A 17293-nucleotide genomic window follows, 5' to 3' on the forward strand; every position below is an offset into this window, starting at 1 on the left:
CCTTACTTCAGCGGCGAGTGGCGACGTTCAATGCCGTAACGTTCGATCTCTTTGTAGGGCACGGTTGTCGATTTACGCTTGCGCACATCCACCAGCGTCACGCGGTCGGTACACGAATAGCAGGGATCGAGGCTGCCGATAATCAGCGGCGCATCGGAAACGGTATTGCCGCGCAGCATATAGCGCAGTACCGGCCAGTTGGCGTAAGTCGCCGCGCGGCAGCGCCAGCGGTAAAGCTTCTGGTTGTCGCCGAGCATGCTCCAGTGGACATCTTCGCCGCGCGGCGCTTCCACATAGCCGAGCGCGAATTTGTGCGGCTGATAGCTGAACCCTTCGGTCAGCAGCGGCGTATCCGGCAGGTTATCAAGGGCAAACTCAATCATCGCCAACGAGTCGAACACCTCTTTCACCCGCACCATGAGGCGTGAAAAGACGTCGCCATCCGGCCAGGTAAACAGCGTTTTCGGCAGGTTGCCGTAATCGGCGTACGGATGATCGAAACGTAGATCGCGGGCGAAACCGCTGCCACGGATCAGCGGCCCAACCGGGCTGAAATCGCGCGCTATCTGGCGGTCAAGAATGCCCACACCCTGGGTGCGCTGCGCCATATTGGGGGTGGAAAGCAGCATATCGACCAATTGCGCCACTTCCGCGCGCATCTCTTTCACCAGTTGGATGGTTTTGACGCGCTGCTCTTTCAGAATGTCGCGGCGGATGCCGCCAATCAGGTTCAGGCCGTAGGTTTTGCGCGAACCGGTGAGCAATTCAGCCATGGTCATCGATTTCTCGCGGATGCGGAAAAACTGCATAAAACCGGTATCAAAACCGACAAAGTGGCTGGAAAGACCAATGTTCAACAAATGGCTGTGCAGCCGTTCCACTTCCAGCAGCACCGAACGAATGGTGTGCGCCCGCTGCGGCACCACAATGCCGAGCGCATTTTCCACCGAAGTGGTGTAAGCCACGCTGTGGGCAAAACCGCAGATGCCGCAAACCCGGTCCGAAAGGAATGTCACTTCGTTGTAGCCCATGCGGGTTTCCGCCAGCTTTTCCATGCCGCGATGGACATAGAACAAACGGTAATCGGCATCGACAATCCGTTCGCCATCCACAAATAAGCGAAAGTGCCCCGGTTCATCCGAGGTGATGTGCAGCGGGCCAATCGGCACAATGCGCGCCGAATTACCGCCATCGTTGATAAAGGTGTAGTTTTCCGTGTCGCTGGTTGGCTCCGGGCGCAGGCGGTAATCCATGGTGTCTTTGCGCAGAGGGTGCAGATCGTCCGGCCAGTCATCCGGCAGCACCAGGCGGCGCTGATCCGGCAAGCCGACCGGGATCAGACCGTACATATCACGGATCTCACGTTCGCCCCATACGGCGGCAGGTACGCGCGGCGTCACCGACGGGAATTCGCGCGTGTCGGCATCGACCAGCGCTTTCACCACAATCCAGCACTTTTCCGCACCTTCCATCGACAGCGCGTAGTAGACCGCGTAATGGCCATTGAGGGTGCGCTCATCGTTGCCGAAGAGAACCGGTAACCAGCCGTCATGCTGGTAATAGAGGTAGTGCACAATGTCCGGCAACAGATTGATTTTGACCGTTATAGTGACTTGTTCGAAGGTCTGGCGCTCCTCGTCCAGCACCGCGCCGGGAAACTGCGCCTTCAATGCAGCAAGACAGGCGTTGCCGCGAGGTTGCTGGAGATTCACGCTTGCTAAATAACTCACTTTCACTCTCCCTGACGATGCGACGGCGTGGCCGATGCGGCGGTGGTATCAAAATTGGCCCACAGCCAGCTAAGCTGCGTGGGATGATCATCATTGTTTTGCTGCACGATGGTGGCGGCGCTGGCCAGTAACCGGCTGACCGGCTGAGGAATATGCGTACCCATCACCAGCATCATCACCAGCAGAATCACCATCGGCACGGTAGTGAGCCAGCCCAGCTCGCCGGTTGCCACCTGTTGCGGTGGCGTGGCAAACAGCACTTTCGCCACCATGCGCACCAGCCCGCCGAGCACCAGCGTCAGTAACACCAGCAGCAGGATCGTGACGGCGAGATGTTCCGCCGCCAGTCCGGCGGTAACGGTCATAAACTCACTGAGGAAAATATTGAACGGTGGCATACCGCCCAGCGCCAGCGCGCCGCCGCCCAGCAGCACAGCGGTAAACGGCATCACTTTCAGCATCCCGCACACCACATCCATATTGCGGGTGCCGTACTTCAGCAGCACATTGCCGGAGCCGCAGAACAGCAGCGTTTTCGCCAGGCTGTGATTGAGCGTGTGCAGCAGCGCCGCCAGAATACCGAGCGGGCCGCCGATACCGAGCGCAACAGCTACCAGCCCCATGTTTTCCACACTGGAGTAAGCCAGCAGGCGTTTCATATCCTGCTGCACCAGAATGAAGAACGCGGCGACGCCCACCGACAGCAGACCAAAAATCAGCAGTAGCCGGTTGGGGAAGCTGTCGCCAATGGCGTGGCAAATAATGATGTAGTAGCGAATCAGCACCAGCAGTGCGCAGTTGAGCAGCACCGCCGAAAGCAAGGCGCTCACCGGGCTGGGCGCTTCGCTGTGCGCGTCCGGCAGCCAGGCGTGCATCGGGAACAGCCCGGTTTTGGTACCAAAACCAATCAGCACAAATACAAACGCCAGCACCATCAGCGTCGGGTCGAGCTGACCGCTCTCTTTCAGCACTTCGGTCCAGAAAATGGCGTGATCGGGTTGTGCCATAAAGCTGGCGGCATTGGCGTACACCAGTACCGTACCGAACAGGCCAAACGCCACGCCGACGGTACAGATAATGATGTATTTCCATGCCGCTTCCAGCGACGAGCGCTGCCCGTAAATACCGACCAGAAAAGCAGAGCTCAGCGTGGTGGCTTCGATCGCTGCCCACATCACAATCAGGTTATTGCTGGTGACCACCAGCAGCATGGTGAACAGGAACAGGTGGAAAAAACCGTAGTAGTAACACAACGTCGGCACGCTGATTTCACCGTGATCGACTTCATGGCGCATATAACCAATCGAGTAGAGGCCGGTGATAAAACCGATTATCCCAAGTAGCGACAGGAACAGCCCGCTCAGGCTGTCGATATGCAACCAGCGGCTGGCGGCGAAAATTTCCCCTTCGCGCACCGCTTCTGCGACCGTCCACAGGGCGATAACCAGCAGCAGGGAAATCCCCAGCGTATGCACCACCGTAACCAGCGTGCGCGCTGCATTGCCGCTCAGGCGGCAGGCGAAGCACAGCGCAGAAACCAGCAGCGGCGTCAGTAGCAACAACGTGAACATCAAGGTATGACTCATGGTGTTACCCCTTCAGCGCCGTCAGCGTGTTGACATCCAGCGTGCCGTGAGTGCGCCAGATTTTCCGTGCCAGCAGCACCATCACAATCACTGCAAAAATGGCGTCGGTGGCGATGCCAATTTCCACCAGCTCCGGCGCGCGCCAGGCGAGCAGCGCTAGCACCAGGTGTGAGCCGTTTTCCATCAGGCAGTAGCCGAAGATTTGCCGCAAAATATTGCGTTGGCTGATAATGCACAGCAGACCTAGCAGGAAGTGACCAAGCGCAACGGCGAGTGCCGGTTTTAGCTGCGCGATCATCGGTAATTGCACCGGGCGCACCACAAACCAGCACAACAGCACAATTGCCGCCGCCATCAGCACCAGCGTTGCCGGGCCAAACAGCCGCTCCCCAACGCCGGATTGCGCCATCTTGCGAAAGGCGTAGCCCATGATCAGCGGCACCAGCAGCACTTTGGTGAAGAACGCGCTGAACGACCACATCAGCAGCTGTTTGGCATCCAGCAACTGCGACAGGGTAAAAAAGATAGAGACCAGCACCAGCGATTGCAGGGCATACAACCAGCAGGAGACGGAGTAGCGTCTGGCGCAGGTGACCAGCAGAGAGGTGAACATCATCAGCCCCGCCAGATTGTTAACAAGCAGTGTTCCCGTCATTATCGACTCCCTTATCCAAGCCACGCCGCAGCAATAACGCTTGAGCACAGCGACATCACAATCAGAATCACTAGCACCAGTTTCATCGCGTACGGCAGCGGCGCTGCCTGCGCCACTTCCTCGCTCGGCTCACCTGGCACCACGCGCCCAAACCAGTAAATAAACCAGCCAAAGCTGGCGACAGATTCCACCAGCGCCAGAATCATCACCGCCAACAAAATCGGGTTGTCATTCGACAGGGCAAACCCGGCGGCGAAGAGGGGAAATTTACTGAAGAAACCGTTAAATGGCGGCACGCCGGTGATCGCCAACGCGGCAACGCAAAAGCCAATGCCCGCCAGCGGCAATGTCTTCATCACCCCGCGCAAGCGTGGCAACAGACGTGTACCGCAGCTGTAACTCAGTGCGCCCGCCACCAGGAAAAACAGGCTCTTGGCAAAGGCGTGGTTGAAGATGTAAACAATGCCAGCGGTGAAGGCCAGCGGTGAACCGAAGGTTGAGAGCGACAGGGCAAGGAAGATCCATGCCAGTTGCGAGATGGTCGACCAGGCCAGCAGCCGTTTCATATCTTTTTGCGGCAGGTACATCAAAAAGCCGTACACCAGCGTTAACGTCGCCATGCCCACGCCAATCCAACTGATGATGTGAGGAATGTGTCCGCCTTCGGCGATCGCGCGGGCAAAAATGTAGACCCCCACTTTCACCATTGACGCGGCGTGTAAGTAAGCACTCACCGGGGTTGGGGCTTCCATCGCATCCGGCAGCCAGGCTTGCAACGGCAACTGGGCGGATTTGCCCCACGCGGCAAACAGAATGCCGCCATAAACCAGATACGCCGCCGGGCCTTGTAGCTGACTGATGGCGCTCAGCGCAAAAGTATGGGTATGCAAAAACAGCGTGGCCGCCGCCAGATACAGGCCAAGCGAACCGACGTGGGTGATAAGTAGCGCTTTCATCGCCGCGCGCTGGGATTTTTCGCTCTGGTAATAGCTAATCAGTGCCCAGGAACAGCCGCCGGTGATCTCGAAAAACAGCAGTTGCCCGAGCAGCGTGGAGGAGAGCACTAAACCGGACATCGCACCGATAAACACCAGCAGAAACGCGTAATAACGGTTGCTGCCGTCATGCGGATGCTCGCGGTTGTCGCGCGTCAGGTAACCGGTCGAATAGAGCGCCACCAGCAGGCCAAGAAACACCACCGCAAACAGGATCAGGGTGCTGATGCGGTCGACTAACAGACCAAACAGCACCACCTGACCCGCCGCCAGCAGCGGCATGTCCGCAGTTTCACTGCCTGCCTGGTAAAAGCGCCAGGCCAGCAACACGGTGGCAAGCGTTGCCAGAAGCGCGAAGAGCGTGGCAAGCTGCGGCGCGGTTTTCCGTGGGCAAAGCGAGACGACCAGCGCGCCGATAAAGGGCAGCAGCAGTGTCGTCAGAGCAAGAGTTTCCATTATTTTTCCGCGCTCCTTACAAACCGGTTAGCCAGAGGACATAGGACAGCGCAGCCAGACTGAAGCCGAGCCAGGTCAGGCGGTGCGTCAGCAAAAAGCGCCCGCGCGCCAGCGAGTTTTCCACCACCGACGCCAGCACAAACACCACCAACAGTTTTAGTAGCGTCATCACCAGTGACAGCGCCATTGCGCCCACACTGAGCGTGACGGCGTTGCCGAAGGGGAAAAACAGCGCGAGGAACAGCGAGGCCATCACCACCTGCTTCAGACCGACGCCCCATTTCACCAGCGCCAGACCCGCGCCGGAGTATTCGGTCAGCGGACCTTCCTGCAGCTCCTGCTCCGCTTCTGCTACGTCGAACGGGATTTTGCCCATCTCAATAAAACAGGCGAACCCGCAAGCCAGCATTGCCAGTAGCGTGGCGACTGGTGACATCCAGCCCGCCGCCAGTGTGTTGCTGATGGCGCTGATTTGGGTGGAACCCGCCAGTAACGCCAGCACCAGCAGCGAAAGGATTAGCATCGGTTCAACCAGAATCCCCAGCGTCAGCTCGCGGCTGGCACCGAGACCAGAGAAGGGGCTGCCGGTATCCAGCCCGGAGAGGGCAAAGAAGAAGCGGAACAGGGCAAAGAGGTAAATCAGGGTGATTAAATCGCCCGCCCCGGCAAACGGCGCGGTGCGGATAAACAGCGGCAGCGTCATCGCCACCAGCAGCATGCTGCTGAGCAACACCCATGGCATGGCGCGGAACATCAAGCCAGACGAAGCTGGTGCAACGGCCTGGCGTTTCAGCAGCTTTTGTAAATCGCGATAATCCTGCCAGATCCCCGGCCCTTTTCGGGAGTGCATGCGGGCACGGATTTGCCGGGAAACGCCGGTAAACAGCGGCGTCAGCGCCAGCAATAGGGCTGCCTGGCAGAGGGCAAATACCCCAAGTGACCACGCAGAAGTCTGTTCTAACATTGTTGTCTCCTCCTCACAGCGCGATCGTCAGCAGCAGGATCACCAGCGCGGCAATCACATACAGGCAGTAGAGCCGGAAATCGCCGCTTTGCAGGTACTGCACCACGCGAGCCACGCGCTGCGTCGCGCTGACCAGCGGGCGAATGATTTTGTCGTCCCAGAACGGCTCCGTGCGCATTGCCGCCTGCGTAATACCGCCGAGGCTGCGCTGTAAAGGTTGTGCTGGATCGAGCTGTTTACGCAGCTGGTAAAGCGGACCGAACATCACGTGCAATGGCTGAGTAAAACTGCCTGCGGAAGGCGCCATGCCTTTTTCCCACGCGTAGCCGCAGGCCCAGGCATCGCCGCTGCGACGAAACGCACCGCGCGTCTGGCGGTTGAGAAACCACAGCATGCCGGGCAGCAAGGGCAAAAGCAGTAACAGCAGGAACACGGTGGAAGGCGTCAGCATCGCTTGCTGCGCATCACCAGGGATAAGCGTTGCGCCTTCGGCGGCGGCAAGTGCGGTGGGCGGTGTTAAGCTCAGCGCAATATGCATCAATTGTGGGGCAACCCAGCTTGCGCCTACGCCGAGCGCCACGCACAGCAATGCCAGCACGGACATGGCGGCAACCATCGGCCACGGCACTTCGCGCGCCTGGTCGGCTTTTTCACTGCGGGCATTGCCGCAAAAACTGACGCCGTAAACTTTCACAAAACACATTGCCGCCAGCGCGCCGGTGATCGCCAGCATCACAATGGCAATGGGGCCAGCGAGGCGCGGGATGATCGCGTCGATACGGGTCAGGGAGAACAACGACTGATAGGTGTACCACTCGCTGATAAAGCCGTTCAGTGGCGGCATCGCGGAAATGGCGAGGCAACCCACCAGAAACGCGCCTGCTGTCCACGGCATCCGTTTGCCGAGCGCGCCCATTTGTTCCATATCGCGGGTATGCAGACGAAAGATGATCGCGCCTGCGCCCAGAAACAGCAGGCCTTTAAACAGCGCGTGGTTAAGCAGATGGAACAGCGCGCCGAGCAGGCCGACAGCGGCAATCACCGGTTGATGTAAGGCGATGCCCGCCATGCCAACACCGACGCCCAGCAAAATGATGCCGATGTTCTCGACGGTATGCCATGCCAACAGGCGTTTGATGTCGTGCTCTGCCAGCGCGTACAGCACGCCAAGCACCGATGAAACCGCGCCAAAAGCCAGCACCACTACGCCCCACCACAATGGAATCCCGCTGTGACCGAGCAGGTCGATACCGACTTTGATAATGCCGAAGATACCGATTTTCACCATCACGCCGGACATCAGCGCCGAGGCGTGCGACGGTGCAGCCGGGTGGGCGCGCGGTAGCCAGCTGTGCAGCGGCAACATCCCGGCTTTGGCACCAAAGCCGAAGAAGGCCAGCAGGAAGACCGCCGACGCGGTGCCTGGATCAAGCGTGAGTGTGCGGAAGCTGGCGAAATCGAGGCTGCCGCTCTGCCGCCACATCAGGAAGAAGGCGATCATAATCAGTACCGACCCGGCATGGGCGATAAAGAAGTAGAGCATCCCGGCGCGGATCGACTCTTCATCCTGGTCAGTGATAACCAAAAACCACGAGGCGAGGGACATCATTTCAAACAGCACGATGAACCAGAACGCGTTATCCATCACCACCAGGCCAACCATCGAGGCGATAAACAGGTTCATAAAGAAGCCCATTGCCCCGGCGCCTTTGCCGATGTATTCCCGCACATACGCCAGCGAATAGAGCCCACACAGCGTTACCAGCAGTGAGATAACCAGCACCATAAAGGCACTCAGGTTATCCATACGCACCACGAAATGGGCGAAATCAAAAGGACCGATGGCTTGAAAATTCAGCGGCACACCGCCGTGCAATGCGCTCAGGGCGCTGGCGATCCCCAGCACGCCGCCGAGCATGGCGGCGATCCCGGCGACGTTGATCGCCAGTTCCTGCCTGCGGGCAAGCAGCAATGAAAAGACGCCTCCGGCGACGTACACCACGATTGACCACATCAATAATTGCAGGGCATCCATTAGCGTTGCTCCGGCGTAGAGGAAAGAGGAGGGAAGGTCACATCGGTTGAACTTAGCGCTGCCAGCTCCCGACGGGCTTTGAGCTGTTTATGCATCGTACTTTCGGTTTCCAGATGCAGCGCGTTAGTCGGGCAGGCGCGTACGCAGGCTGGCCCTTCGGGCAGGAAGTCGCAGAGATCGCATTTCACCGCGATGGTTTGCACTCCCGCGTTCCAGCTTAAAAACGGATGCGCGTTGGGCGCGCTGCCGGGCACATCGCGCAGGTGTTCTTCGGCAATGTGGTGCTCGTAACGGGCGGGAATATTGAGCGGGCGGCTGCCGGCGGGCGTGATCGCCCCGAACGGACACACCAGCCCACACAGTTTGCAGCCAATGCACAGCGTTTCGTTGAGATAAACGGCATCATCCTGAAACGAAATGGCATTGACCGGACACACCTGTTTGCACGGCGCATCGTCACAGTGGCGGCACAGTATCGGCGCGGTTTTGGTGGGTGTGCGCACGAGTGTTAGCCGGGGATGGTGCTGCAATCCCTGGCTTTTATGCACATCCGAGCAGGCGGCAAGGCAGGTATTGCATCCTATACACCACTCGGGATCGGCAATCACAAAGCGGTTCATTTCGGCTCCCTGGAATCGAGGTAAGAACATTGAGCCTGCTTTAGCATAAGATGTGCCAAAGTTATAAGTTATTATTTTTCAGTTGGTTATGTGATTTTCGGGAACGGAGGGCGAACAAAAGTGATGGTCAGCGCAGAACAAAAAACAAGCTATCGGCACAAGTGTCGACATGGCGGTGTGAAGTGTGATCGCGGTCAAATATTGGCAGGGAGAAGGCAAAGGAAAGGGCGTACCCGAACGGGCCGCCCTGAGAAAAGGTGTGTTGCTGTCAGGCGTTTTCTTTCAGCCAGTTAACCACGATGTCGTGATGATTGCTGGTTTTGAAGTCATCAAACACATGTTCAACTTTGCCGTCAGCGTCCACGAGGAAACTGATACGGTGGATGCCGTCGTAGGTTTTACCCATAAAGGTTTTTTCACCCCAGACACCAAACTGCTCGCAGACCTGATGGTCTTCATCAGAGAGCAGCGTAAAGTTGAGCAGCTCTTTTTCGGCAAAGCGGGAAAGTTTCTCTGGTTTGTCGGTGCTGATACCCAGCACTTCCACACCCGCTTTCTTTAACTCATCCATGTTATCGCGCAGGCCGCAGGCCTGGACAGTACAGCCTGGTGTCATGGCTTTCGGGTAGAAATAGACCAGTACACGCTGTCCCTGGAAGTCGGCCAAATTTACTTGTTCACCGTCTTGATCGGGCAAGCTAAATTTCGGTGCGATATCACCGGCTTTCAGTGGATTCATTACTTAACTCCATCCTGTTCATCATGCTGGGAATAGTTGACGATGTTTATACTGCCTTGCGCATTCAATTCTGTACATAGGGCTTTGAACGCCTGCTCAATATTTGACGCGTCCTTTGACGCGGGGCTATGAGCGGTTATCTGGATAAATAGCGTTGGCGCAACGGCAAGGTTGCCGGGCTGCGTACGGGAGACCAACTCCGCAATATTCATTTCGTGTGCGTCAAAAAGCGCAGTAAAACGCTCAATCAGGTGGGGAGAATCGGGGACTTCAACCTGCACCCACACGGTCGCTGGCATATCAGGACGCGGACGGGCGCCGGTGCGCTTCATCACTATCAACAAATCCAGCTCGGCACCTTTCAGCGGCAAAGTCGATTCAATAAGCGTGATAGCGTTCCACGAACCCGAAAGCAGCATTATAAATGTGAACTCTTCCCCCAGCATCGCCAGACGGCTATCTTCGATATTACAGCCGCAACTGCTGACGTGGCGTGTGATCGTGTTCACAATGCCAGGCCTGTCGGCCCCCAGCGCAGTGATAACCAAAAAGTGTTGTGATGAGGTTGTCAAACCTGAGCTTCCTGTCAAACATGAGGTAATCATAAGGAAAGCATAAAAAAAACCGGCATACAACCGCCACAGGGCCTCAGGTCTCTTGCTTTTCTGACGGCACCGCACGTACCATTGAGAATCTTGTTCGCACAGAGGATGGCCCATGTTCACGGGAAGTATTGTCGCGCTTATCACGCCGATGGATTCGCAAGGTAAAGTCTGCCGGTCAAGCCTGAAAAAACTGATTGATTACCATGTCGCCAACGGAACCACGGCGATCGTTTCGGTAGGAACTACCGGTGAATCCGCTACGCTGAGCCATGATGAGCATGCCGACGTGGTGAAGATGACGGTTGAACTGGCCGACGGGCGCATCCCTGTGATTGCCGGGACGGGGGCGAACGCTACCGCAGAAGCCATCAGCCTGACCCAGTGTTTCAACGATAGCGGTGTGGTGGGTTGCCTGACCGTTACGCCTTATTATAACCGCCCGACCCAGGAAGGGCTGTTCCAGCACTTTAAAGCCATCGCCGAACATACTGACCTGCCGCAAATTCTGTATAATGTGCCGTCGCGTACTGGCTGCGATATGCTGCCGGAAACCGTAGGCCGTCTGGCGAAAATTAAAAATATTATCGGTATTAAGGAAGCGACCGGGAACTTAAGTCGTGTTCACCAGATCAAAGAGCTGGTTTCAGATGACTTTATCCTGCTGAGCGGCGACGATGCCACCGCGCTGGACTTTATGCAGCTCGGCGGTGACGGTGTGATTTCCGTTACCAGCAACGTGGCGGCGCGCGATATGGCTGACATGTGCAAACTGGCGGCCCAGGGGAATTACGCCGAAGCACGCGTGATCAACCAGCGTTTGATGCCGTTACACAACAAACTATTTGTCGAACCCAATCCTATCCCAGTCAAATGGGCATGTATGGAGTTGGGGCTTGTAGCAACCGATACGCTGCGTTTGCCGATGACGCCAATCACTGACCACGGTCGTGAAGTTGTCCGCACTGCGCTTAAGCATGCCGGTCTGCTGTAAAGTTTAGGGAGATTTGATGGCTTACTCAGTACAGAAGTCGCGCCTGGCGAAGGTAGCGGGTGTTTCACTTGTGATGTTGCTCGCCGCCTGTAGTTCCGATTCACGTTATAAGCGTCAGGTTAGCGGTGACGAATCCTATCTGGATGCGGCTCCGCTTGCTGAACTTCACGCGCCCGCAGGGATGATCCTCCCGGTGCAAAACGGTGATTACACCATCCCTGTTGCTAACGGCAGCGGCGCGGTAGGTAAAGCGCTGGACATTCGTCCGCCGGCTCAGCCGCTGGCGCTGGTGAGCGGTGCGCGCACCCAGTTTACCGGTGACACCGCGACGCTGATGGTCGAAAACGGTCGCAACAGCACGCTGTGGCCGCAGGTCGTCAGCATTCTTCAGGGGAAAAACTACAGTATCGACAAACGTGACGATGCCACGCAGACCCTGACCACCGGTTGGGTTGACTGGAACCGTCTGGATGAAGATCAGCAGTATCGTGGTCGTTATCAAATCTCGGTGAAACCGCAGGGTTATCAGCAGGCGGTTGTCGTCAAGCTGGTGAATCTGGAACAAGCGGGCAAACCGGTAGCAGACGCTGCGTCGTTGCAGCGTTACAGCACTGAAATGCTGAACGTGATCTCGTCCGGTCTGGATAAAACCGCAACTGACGCGCAAAGCGCGGCGGAAAACCGTAGCGTCTCTACGCTGAACGTCCAGAGTGCCGCCGATGATACTGGTCTGCCGATGCTGGTGGTGCGTGGTCCGTTTAACGTCGTGTGGCAGCGCCTGCCGTCCGTGCTGGAAAAAGTGGGCATGAAAGTGACCGACAGCACCCGCTCAACGGGCAGTATTGCAGTGACCTACAAGCCGTTGTCCGACAGCAGCTGGCAGGAACTGGGCGCGCGCGATCCGGGTCTGGCCTCGGGTGACTATAAACTGCAGGTCGGCGATCTGGATAACCGCAGCAGCCTCCAGTTCATCGATCCGAAAGGTCATACGTTGACACAATCGCAGAACGACGCGTTAGTCGCAGCCTTCCAGGCGGCGTTTAACCGATAATCCTCAGGGCCGGATCTTCCGGCCTTTTTTTATTATGGTGACGCAAACGTGTGCGTCGGCGTAAAATAGCCAAATTAGCCTTGTAATCACACCTGGAGTAATAAAGATGCAAAAGCAAGCTGAGTTGTATCGCGGCAAAGCGAAGACCGTGTACAGTACGGAAAACCCGGACCTGTTGGTGCTCGAATTCCGTAACGATACGTCAGCAGGGGATGGCGCACGCATTGAACAGTTCGATCGTAAGGGCATGGTGAACAACAAGTTCAACCATTTCATTATGACCAAGTTGCAAGAAGCGGGCATCCCGACCCAGATGGAAGCGCTGCTTTCTGATACCGAATGTCTGGTGAAAAAACTGGATATGGTGCCGGTAGAGTGCGTTATTCGTAACCGTGCGGCAGGCTCGCTGGTGAAACGTCTGGGCATTGAAGAGGGCATTGAACTGAATCCGCCGCTGTTCGATATGTTCCTCAAAAACGATGCGATGCACGACCCGATGGTGAACGAATCCTACTGCGAAACCTTCGGCTGGGTGAACAAAGAAAATCTGGCGCGCATGAAAGAGCTGACCTACAAAGCCAACGACGTGCTGAGCAAACTGTTTGATGACGCCGGTTTGATCCTCGTTGATTTCAAACTCGAATTTGGCCTGTTTAAAGGCGAAGTGGTGCTCGGCGACGAGTTCTCCCCGGACGGCAGCCGCCTGTGGGATAAAGAGACGCTGGATAAAATGGACAAAGATCGTTTCCGTCAGAGCCTTGGCGGCCTGATCGAAGCCTATGAAGCGGTGGCGCACCGTCTTGGCGTAAAACTGGACTGATCTTCACCCCGCGTTACTTCCGGAGGGTGCCTGCATCCTCTGGATTTCCTCACTTTTTTCCTGTGTTAATCCTTCCTTCTGCGCCTACGATCATATATACACTGAGTCCATCATTGGGATAGTGAGGTAGTTATGCGCTGGCAAGGCCGTCGAGAGAGTGACAACGTAGAAGACCGACGTAACGAGTCGGGTGGGCCGGTGATGCGCGGGCCGAGGTTCCGTTTACCGGGTGGCAAGGGGGGATTACTCCTGCTGTTTGTGGTGATCGTGGCAAGCTATTACGGGGTTGATCTCACCAGTTTACTGACCGGGGAACCGGTTAGCCCTCCAACGCAACAACAGCGCGCGGCGAACCCGCACGAAGATGAGTCCGCGCATTTCACCCGCGTCATTTTCGCTACCACCGAAGAGACCTGGGGCCAGCTGTTTGAAAAAATGGGACAACATTATCAACAACCGACGCTGGTGATGTACCGTGGCAGCACCCATACCAGTTGCGGTACCGGGCAATCCATCATGGGGCCGTTTTACTGTCCGGCAGACAGCAAAATTTATATCGACCTCTCTTTTTACGATGAGATGAAAAACAAGCTCGGCGCGGGCGGCGATTTCGCACAGGGTTATGTGATTGCCCATGAAGTTGGTCATCACGTGCAAAAGTTGCTGGGGACTGAGGCCAAAGTGCGCAGTCTGCAACAAAATGCCACGCAACAGCAGGCGAATGCCTTGTCGGTGCGCATGGAGTTGCAGGCCGATTGTTATGCGGGCATCTGGGGCCACAGCATGGAGCAGCAAGGTGTGCTGGAACCGGGTGATGTGGAAGAGGCACTGAACGCAGCGCAGGCGATTGGTGATGACCGCTTACAGCAGCGCAGCCAGGGTGTCGCGTTCCCGGAGAGCTTTACACATGGCACTTCGGCTCAGCGTTACACCTGGTTCAAACGCGGAATGGACAGTGGCGATCCGGCGCAGTGCAATACGTTCAGCGGGCAGTTGTAAGCACTACGTGATGCAACAACTGATTGAGCTGAGCGCCCGGATGTCTCGGGAAGGTATTCGTCGCTTGCTGGTGATTGTCGGTGCGTCTGCGTGGAGTGAAACGCAGGCGACAGAGTTGCGCGACTCGCTTCCCGGCGACTGGCTGTGGGTCGGTGAAAACAGCGACTGGCCACTACATATTAAGCCTCGCGCGTTAACCTCGTTGCTCGGTCGGGAATTTCGCCACGCGGTATTTGACGCCCGCAAGGGTTTTGATGTGGCTGCTTTCGCCGCGCTTGGCGGGACGCTGACGGCAGGTAGCTGGCTGGTGTTACTCACTCCGCCGCTTGAGCTGTGGCCGCAGATGCCGGATGCTGACAGTCTGCGCTGGAGCGACACCGCCGAGCCGATTCCGACCCCGGTTTTTATTGACCACTTTTGCCGTACACTCCGTGACGATCCACAAACCGTGGTGTGGCAGCAAGCGTCACCTTTCTCTCTTTCAGACTTTCCTCTCCGTCCTGAGTGGCATGCGGCAACTGGCGCGCCCGAGCAAGAGCAGGCACAGATCCTCGAACAACTTCATCGCATGCCGCCAGGTGTCGCAGTGGTCACCGCACCGCGTGGACGAGGCAAATCGGCGCTGGCGGGGATGCATATTGCCCGCACATCCGAGCCTGTCACGGTCACCGCACCCGCGCGCGCCGCTACTGAGGTGCTGGCGCACTACGCCGGGGAACGGTTCAACTTTATCGCTCCGGATGCGTTGCTCCAGCAGATAACGGCGCAGGGTACGCAAGCCGGCTGGCTGGTGGTGGATGAAGCCGCCGCGATCCCTGGCCCGCTGCTGCATGCACTGGTTTCCGCTTTCCCTCGCGTACTGCTCACCACCACCGTGCAGGGCTATGAAGGCACCGGGCAGGGCTTCTTGCTGAAGTTCTGTGCCGGGTTTCCGCAGTTACGCCATTATACGCTCTCCACGCCGCTGCGCTGGGCGTCAGGCTGCCCGCTGGAGCAGGCGATTAGCGCCCTGTTGCTGTTTGACGATGAATCTGTCATTGAACCGCCGACAGGTGACATCACCATGCAGCCGCTGTCGGCGCAGGCCTGGCAAGAGACACCGGCGATCCCGGCAGCGATTTATCGTCTGCTGGCGAGTGCCCACTACCGAACGTCGCCGCTCGATCTGCGACGCATGATGGACGCGCCGGGGCAGCATTTTTGGCTGGCTCGCCGGGCGGAAGCGGCGGTTGCCGCGCTTTGGTTGGTGGAAGAGGGTGGGTTAAGCGCCGGGTTGAGCCAGGCGGTGTGGGCGGGTTTTCGTCGCCCGCGCGGTAACCTGGTGGCGCAATCGCTGGCCGCGCACGGCGGCAGCCCGCTGGCGGCGACATTGCGTGGACGGCGCATCAGCCGCATTGCTGTGCATCCTTTTTGCCAGCGCACAGGGATTGGCAGTGCGCTCATCACCCATGCGCGGGCGCAAACAACGGCGTGTGATTACCTCTCCGTCAGTTTTGGCTACACGCCAGAATTATGGCGCTTCTGGCAGCGCTGCGGTTTTTCGCTGGTGCGCCTTGGTAGCTATCGTGAAGCGAGTAGCGGTTGTTTTACCGCCATGGCGATAATCCCGCTGACGGCGGCAGGCGAAGCGCTACTGGTACGGGAACAGACCCGGCTGGCGCGTGATCTGCCCTGGCTTGCTGACTGGCGTGGGGAAACGTTGTCACTGCCTGTCGTTCAGTCGACTACCCTTAATCAAGAGGACTGGCTGGAGTTGGCCGGTTTTGCTTTCGCGCACCGTCCGCTTTCGGCGGCTTATGGCGCGTTATGCCGTTTACTGGCACACACGCATTTGCCATTGCTGGCATTGCGAGGATGGGTAACCGATGGAGAAAGCGAACAGGCTCTGTGCCAGCGTTTATCGCTGAGCGGGCGTAAAGCACTGCGAGTACGCCAGCGCCAGGAGTGCGAACAGGCGCTCGTACATCTGGACGCCCCTCGCGCGCTAACTCTGAAAACACAGGTGCAGAAACTGCAATTTTTTTAACTAACTCATTCAGTTAAATGGCATGGTCATTATGGCTCCCGGGCGTAAACTGCACTCAACGATTTAAGGAGACAACCATGAAACATGACCATTTCGTTGTGCAAAGTCCGCAATCCCCGGCAAAACAATTACTGCTGTTGTTTCATGGCGTTGGCGATAACCCGGTCTCCATGGGGCAGATTGGTCGCTGGTTTGCACCGCACTTTCCCGATGCGCTGATTGTCAGTATTGGCGGTGTGGAAGCCTGCGGTGCACCACCGGCCCGCCAGTGGTTTTCCGTGGCTGGCGTGACGGAAGAAAATCGTCAGCAACGCATTGATGCTGTGATGCCGCAGTTTATTGACGTTGTACGATACTGGCAGCAGCAAAGCGGTGTGAACGCGCTGGCAACGGCGCTGATTGGCTTTTCGCAAGGGGCGATTATGGCGCTGGAAGGGTTGAAAGCGCAGCCGGATCTCGCCTCGCGCGTGATTGCTTTCAACGGGCGTTATGCCACGCTGCCGCAAGCGGTTTCCACGGCGCAGACCATTCACCTGATTCACGGCGGTGAAGATAGAGTTATCGATCTGGCCTGGGCGGTGAAGGCGCAGGAAGCTGTGCAAACGTTAGGCGGCGATATCACGCTGGATATTGTTGAGAATTTGGGCCACGCCATTGATGATCGCAGTATTGAGCTGGCGCTCAATCATTTACGCTACACCGTACCGAAGCACTACTTTGATGAAGCGTTAAGCGGCGGTAAGCCGAATGATGACGATATTATTGAGTTTTTATGAGCAGACATTCACCCCCCGAAAGGGGGTGAATAATTTGAGACTTACTTTTTCGGCTGATCCTGTTTCGGCCAGTCGTCATCGTCATCCCACTTATCGTTGAAATCACGATGCGGCGGCAGATCCGGTTTGTTAGCGAGGAATTTTTTGTGATCAACCCGGCTAAGGTCTTTGATCACATTAATCAGTACGCCAAGTAAAAACACCAGTACCAGAATCCACCAATATTTTGCCAGCCAATCCATGTC

General features: G+C 57.1%; 16 protein-coding genes. 6 read left to right on the forward strand and 10 right to left on the reverse strand.

Going from position 1 to position 17293, the window contains the following annotated elements; genetic code table 11:
• Positions 1–2: 2 nt before the first annotated feature.
• The 9 genes from E0L21_RS02690 to E0L21_RS02730 all read right to left on the reverse strand — a co-directional run bounded on the left by E0L21_RS02690 (position 3) and on the right by E0L21_RS02730 (position 10352).
• Positions 3–1712, reverse strand: a complete 1710-nt coding sequence (locus tag E0L21_RS02690) for a hydrogenase large subunit (RefSeq protein WP_131406937.1) — start codon at positions 1710–1712, stop codon at positions 3–5.
• Positions 1713–1732: 20 nt separating this feature from the next.
• Positions 1733–3316: a hydrogenase 4 subunit F gene (gene hyfF, locus E0L21_RS02695; protein WP_131406548.1), complete on the reverse strand. Its 1584-nt coding sequence runs from the start codon at positions 3314–3316 to the stop codon at positions 1733–1735.
• Positions 3317–3320: 4 nt separating this feature from the next.
• Positions 3321–3971 (reverse strand): hydrogenase 4 membrane subunit, encoded by a 651-nt coding sequence (hyfE, locus tag E0L21_RS02700; RefSeq protein WP_097400293.1) that lies wholly within the window; start codon positions 3969–3971, stop codon positions 3321–3323.
• A gap of 11 nt (positions 3972–3982) precedes the next feature.
• On the reverse strand, positions 3983–5422 hold the full coding sequence (locus E0L21_RS02705) for a hydrogenase 4 subunit D (RefSeq protein ID WP_131406550.1): 1440 nt from the start codon (positions 5420–5422) through the stop codon (positions 3983–3985).
• A gap of 16 nt (positions 5423–5438) precedes the next feature.
• Positions 5439–6386 carry a respiratory chain complex I subunit 1 family protein gene (locus E0L21_RS02710; protein ID WP_131406552.1) on the reverse strand — a complete coding sequence of 316 codons (948 nt, stop codon included), beginning with the start codon at positions 6384–6386 and terminating at the stop codon, positions 5439–5441.
• Positions 6387–6399: 13 nt separating this feature from the next.
• Complete coding sequence (hyfB, locus tag E0L21_RS02715) at positions 6400–8421, reverse strand: hydrogenase 4 subunit B (RefSeq protein WP_131406554.1); 2022 nt, start codon at positions 8419–8421, stop codon at positions 6400–6402.
• Positions 8421–9041, reverse strand: coding sequence for a 4Fe-4S dicluster domain-containing protein (locus E0L21_RS02720; protein ID WP_131406556.1), 621 nt, complete (start codon positions 9039–9041; stop codon positions 8421–8423). The genes hyfB and E0L21_RS02720 overlap by 1 nt, the downstream gene beginning before the upstream one ends.
• 268 nt (positions 9042–9309) lie before the next feature.
• Positions 9310–9780 carry a thioredoxin-dependent thiol peroxidase gene (bcp, locus tag E0L21_RS02725; protein WP_020454679.1) on the reverse strand — a complete coding sequence of 157 codons (471 nt, stop codon included), beginning with the start codon at positions 9778–9780 and terminating at the stop codon, positions 9310–9312.
• Positions 9780–10352 (reverse strand): glycine cleavage system transcriptional repressor, encoded by a 573-nt coding sequence (locus E0L21_RS02730; protein WP_208430919.1) that lies wholly within the window; start codon positions 10350–10352, stop codon positions 9780–9782. The genes bcp and E0L21_RS02730 overlap by 1 nt, the downstream gene beginning before the upstream one ends.
• A gap of 145 nt (positions 10353–10497) precedes the next feature.
• On the opposite strand from E0L21_RS02730, the gene dapA reads away from it, so the two are divergent.
• From dapA to ypfH, 6 genes are all read left to right on the forward strand, one after another.
• A complete protein-coding gene (dapA, locus tag E0L21_RS02735; protein ID WP_131406558.1) occupies positions 10498–11376 on the forward strand; it encodes a 4-hydroxy-tetrahydrodipicolinate synthase in 879 nt (292 codons plus the stop codon).
• Between the two features lie 16 nt (positions 11377–11392).
• The gene (gene bamC / locus E0L21_RS02740) at positions 11393–12427 is read left to right on the forward strand and encodes an outer membrane protein assembly factor BamC (RefSeq protein WP_131406560.1); all 1035 of its coding nucleotides are present in this window, start codon (positions 11393–11395) and stop codon (positions 12425–12427) included.
• 106 nt (positions 12428–12533) lie between these two features.
• Positions 12534–13247, forward strand: a complete 714-nt coding sequence (gene purC, locus E0L21_RS02745; RefSeq protein WP_017458944.1) for a phosphoribosylaminoimidazolesuccinocarboxamide synthase — start codon at positions 12534–12536, stop codon at positions 13245–13247.
• 132 nt (positions 13248–13379) lie between these two features.
• Positions 13380–14246: a KPN_02809 family neutral zinc metallopeptidase gene (gene ypfJ, locus E0L21_RS02750; protein ID WP_131406562.1), complete on the forward strand. Its 867-nt coding sequence runs from the start codon at positions 13380–13382 to the stop codon at positions 14244–14246.
• 10 nt (positions 14247–14256) lie between these two features.
• A complete protein-coding gene (locus E0L21_RS02755) occupies positions 14257–16272 on the forward strand; it encodes a tRNA(Met) cytidine acetyltransferase TmcA (RefSeq protein WP_131406565.1) in 2016 nt (671 codons plus the stop codon).
• A gap of 77 nt (positions 16273–16349) precedes the next feature.
• Positions 16350–17048, forward strand: coding sequence for an esterase (gene ypfH, locus E0L21_RS02760; protein ID WP_131406567.1), 699 nt, complete (start codon positions 16350–16352; stop codon positions 17046–17048).
• 41 nt (positions 17049–17089) lie between these two features.
• On the opposite strand, the gene E0L21_RS02765 is transcribed toward ypfH, so the two are convergent.
• A complete protein-coding gene (locus E0L21_RS02765; RefSeq protein ID WP_017458940.1) occupies positions 17090–17290 on the reverse strand; it encodes a YpfN family protein in 201 nt (66 codons plus the stop codon).
• Positions 17291–17293 lie beyond the last annotated feature (3 nt).

This window comes from Kosakonia quasisacchari (genome assembly GCF_004331415.1).
GTDB lineage: Bacteria > Pseudomonadota > Gammaproteobacteria > Enterobacterales > Enterobacteriaceae > Kosakonia > Kosakonia quasisacchari.

Excerpts from the sequence above, each read along its gene's own strand:
- E0L21_RS02705 (WP_131406550.1), bottom strand. The coding sequence starts at position 5,422 with ATGGAAACTCTTGCTCTGACGACACTGCTGCTGCCCTTTATCGGCGCG.
- E0L21_RS02755 (WP_131406565.1), top strand. The coding sequence starts at position 14,257 with ATGCAACAACTGATTGAGCTGAGCGCCCGGATGTCTCGGGAAGGTATT.
- hyfF (WP_131406548.1), bottom strand. The coding sequence starts at position 3,316 with ATGAGTCATACCTTGATGTTCACGTTGTTGCTACTGACGCCGCTGCTG.
- dapA (WP_131406558.1), top strand. The coding sequence starts at position 10,498 with ATGTTCACGGGAAGTATTGTCGCGCTTATCACGCCGATGGATTCGCAA.
- hyfB (WP_131406554.1), bottom strand. The coding sequence starts at position 8,421 with ATGGATGCCCTGCAATTATTGATGTGGTCAATCGTGGTGTACGTCGCC.
- bcp (WP_020454679.1), bottom strand. The coding sequence starts at position 9,780 with ATGAATCCACTGAAAGCCGGTGATATCGCACCGAAATTTAGCTTGCCC.
- bamC (WP_131406560.1), top strand. The coding sequence starts at position 11,393 with ATGGCTTACTCAGTACAGAAGTCGCGCCTGGCGAAGGTAGCGGGTGTT.
- ypfJ (WP_131406562.1), top strand. The coding sequence starts at position 13,380 with ATGCGCTGGCAAGGCCGTCGAGAGAGTGACAACGTAGAAGACCGACGT.
- ypfH (WP_131406567.1), top strand. The coding sequence starts at position 16,350 with ATGAAACATGACCATTTCGTTGTGCAAAGTCCGCAATCCCCGGCAAAA.
- E0L21_RS02765 (WP_017458940.1), bottom strand. The coding sequence starts at position 17,290 with ATGGATTGGCTGGCAAAATATTGGTGGATTCTGGTACTGGTGTTTTTA.
- E0L21_RS02710 (WP_131406552.1), bottom strand. The coding sequence starts at position 6,386 with ATGTTAGAACAGACTTCTGCGTGGTCACTTGGGGTATTTGCCCTCTGC.
- hyfE (WP_097400293.1), bottom strand. The coding sequence starts at position 3,971 with ATGACGGGAACACTGCTTGTTAACAATCTGGCGGGGCTGATGATGTTC.
- E0L21_RS02720 (WP_131406556.1), bottom strand. The coding sequence starts at position 9,041 with ATGAACCGCTTTGTGATTGCCGATCCCGAGTGGTGTATAGGATGCAAT.
- purC (WP_017458944.1), top strand. The coding sequence starts at position 12,534 with ATGCAAAAGCAAGCTGAGTTGTATCGCGGCAAAGCGAAGACCGTGTAC.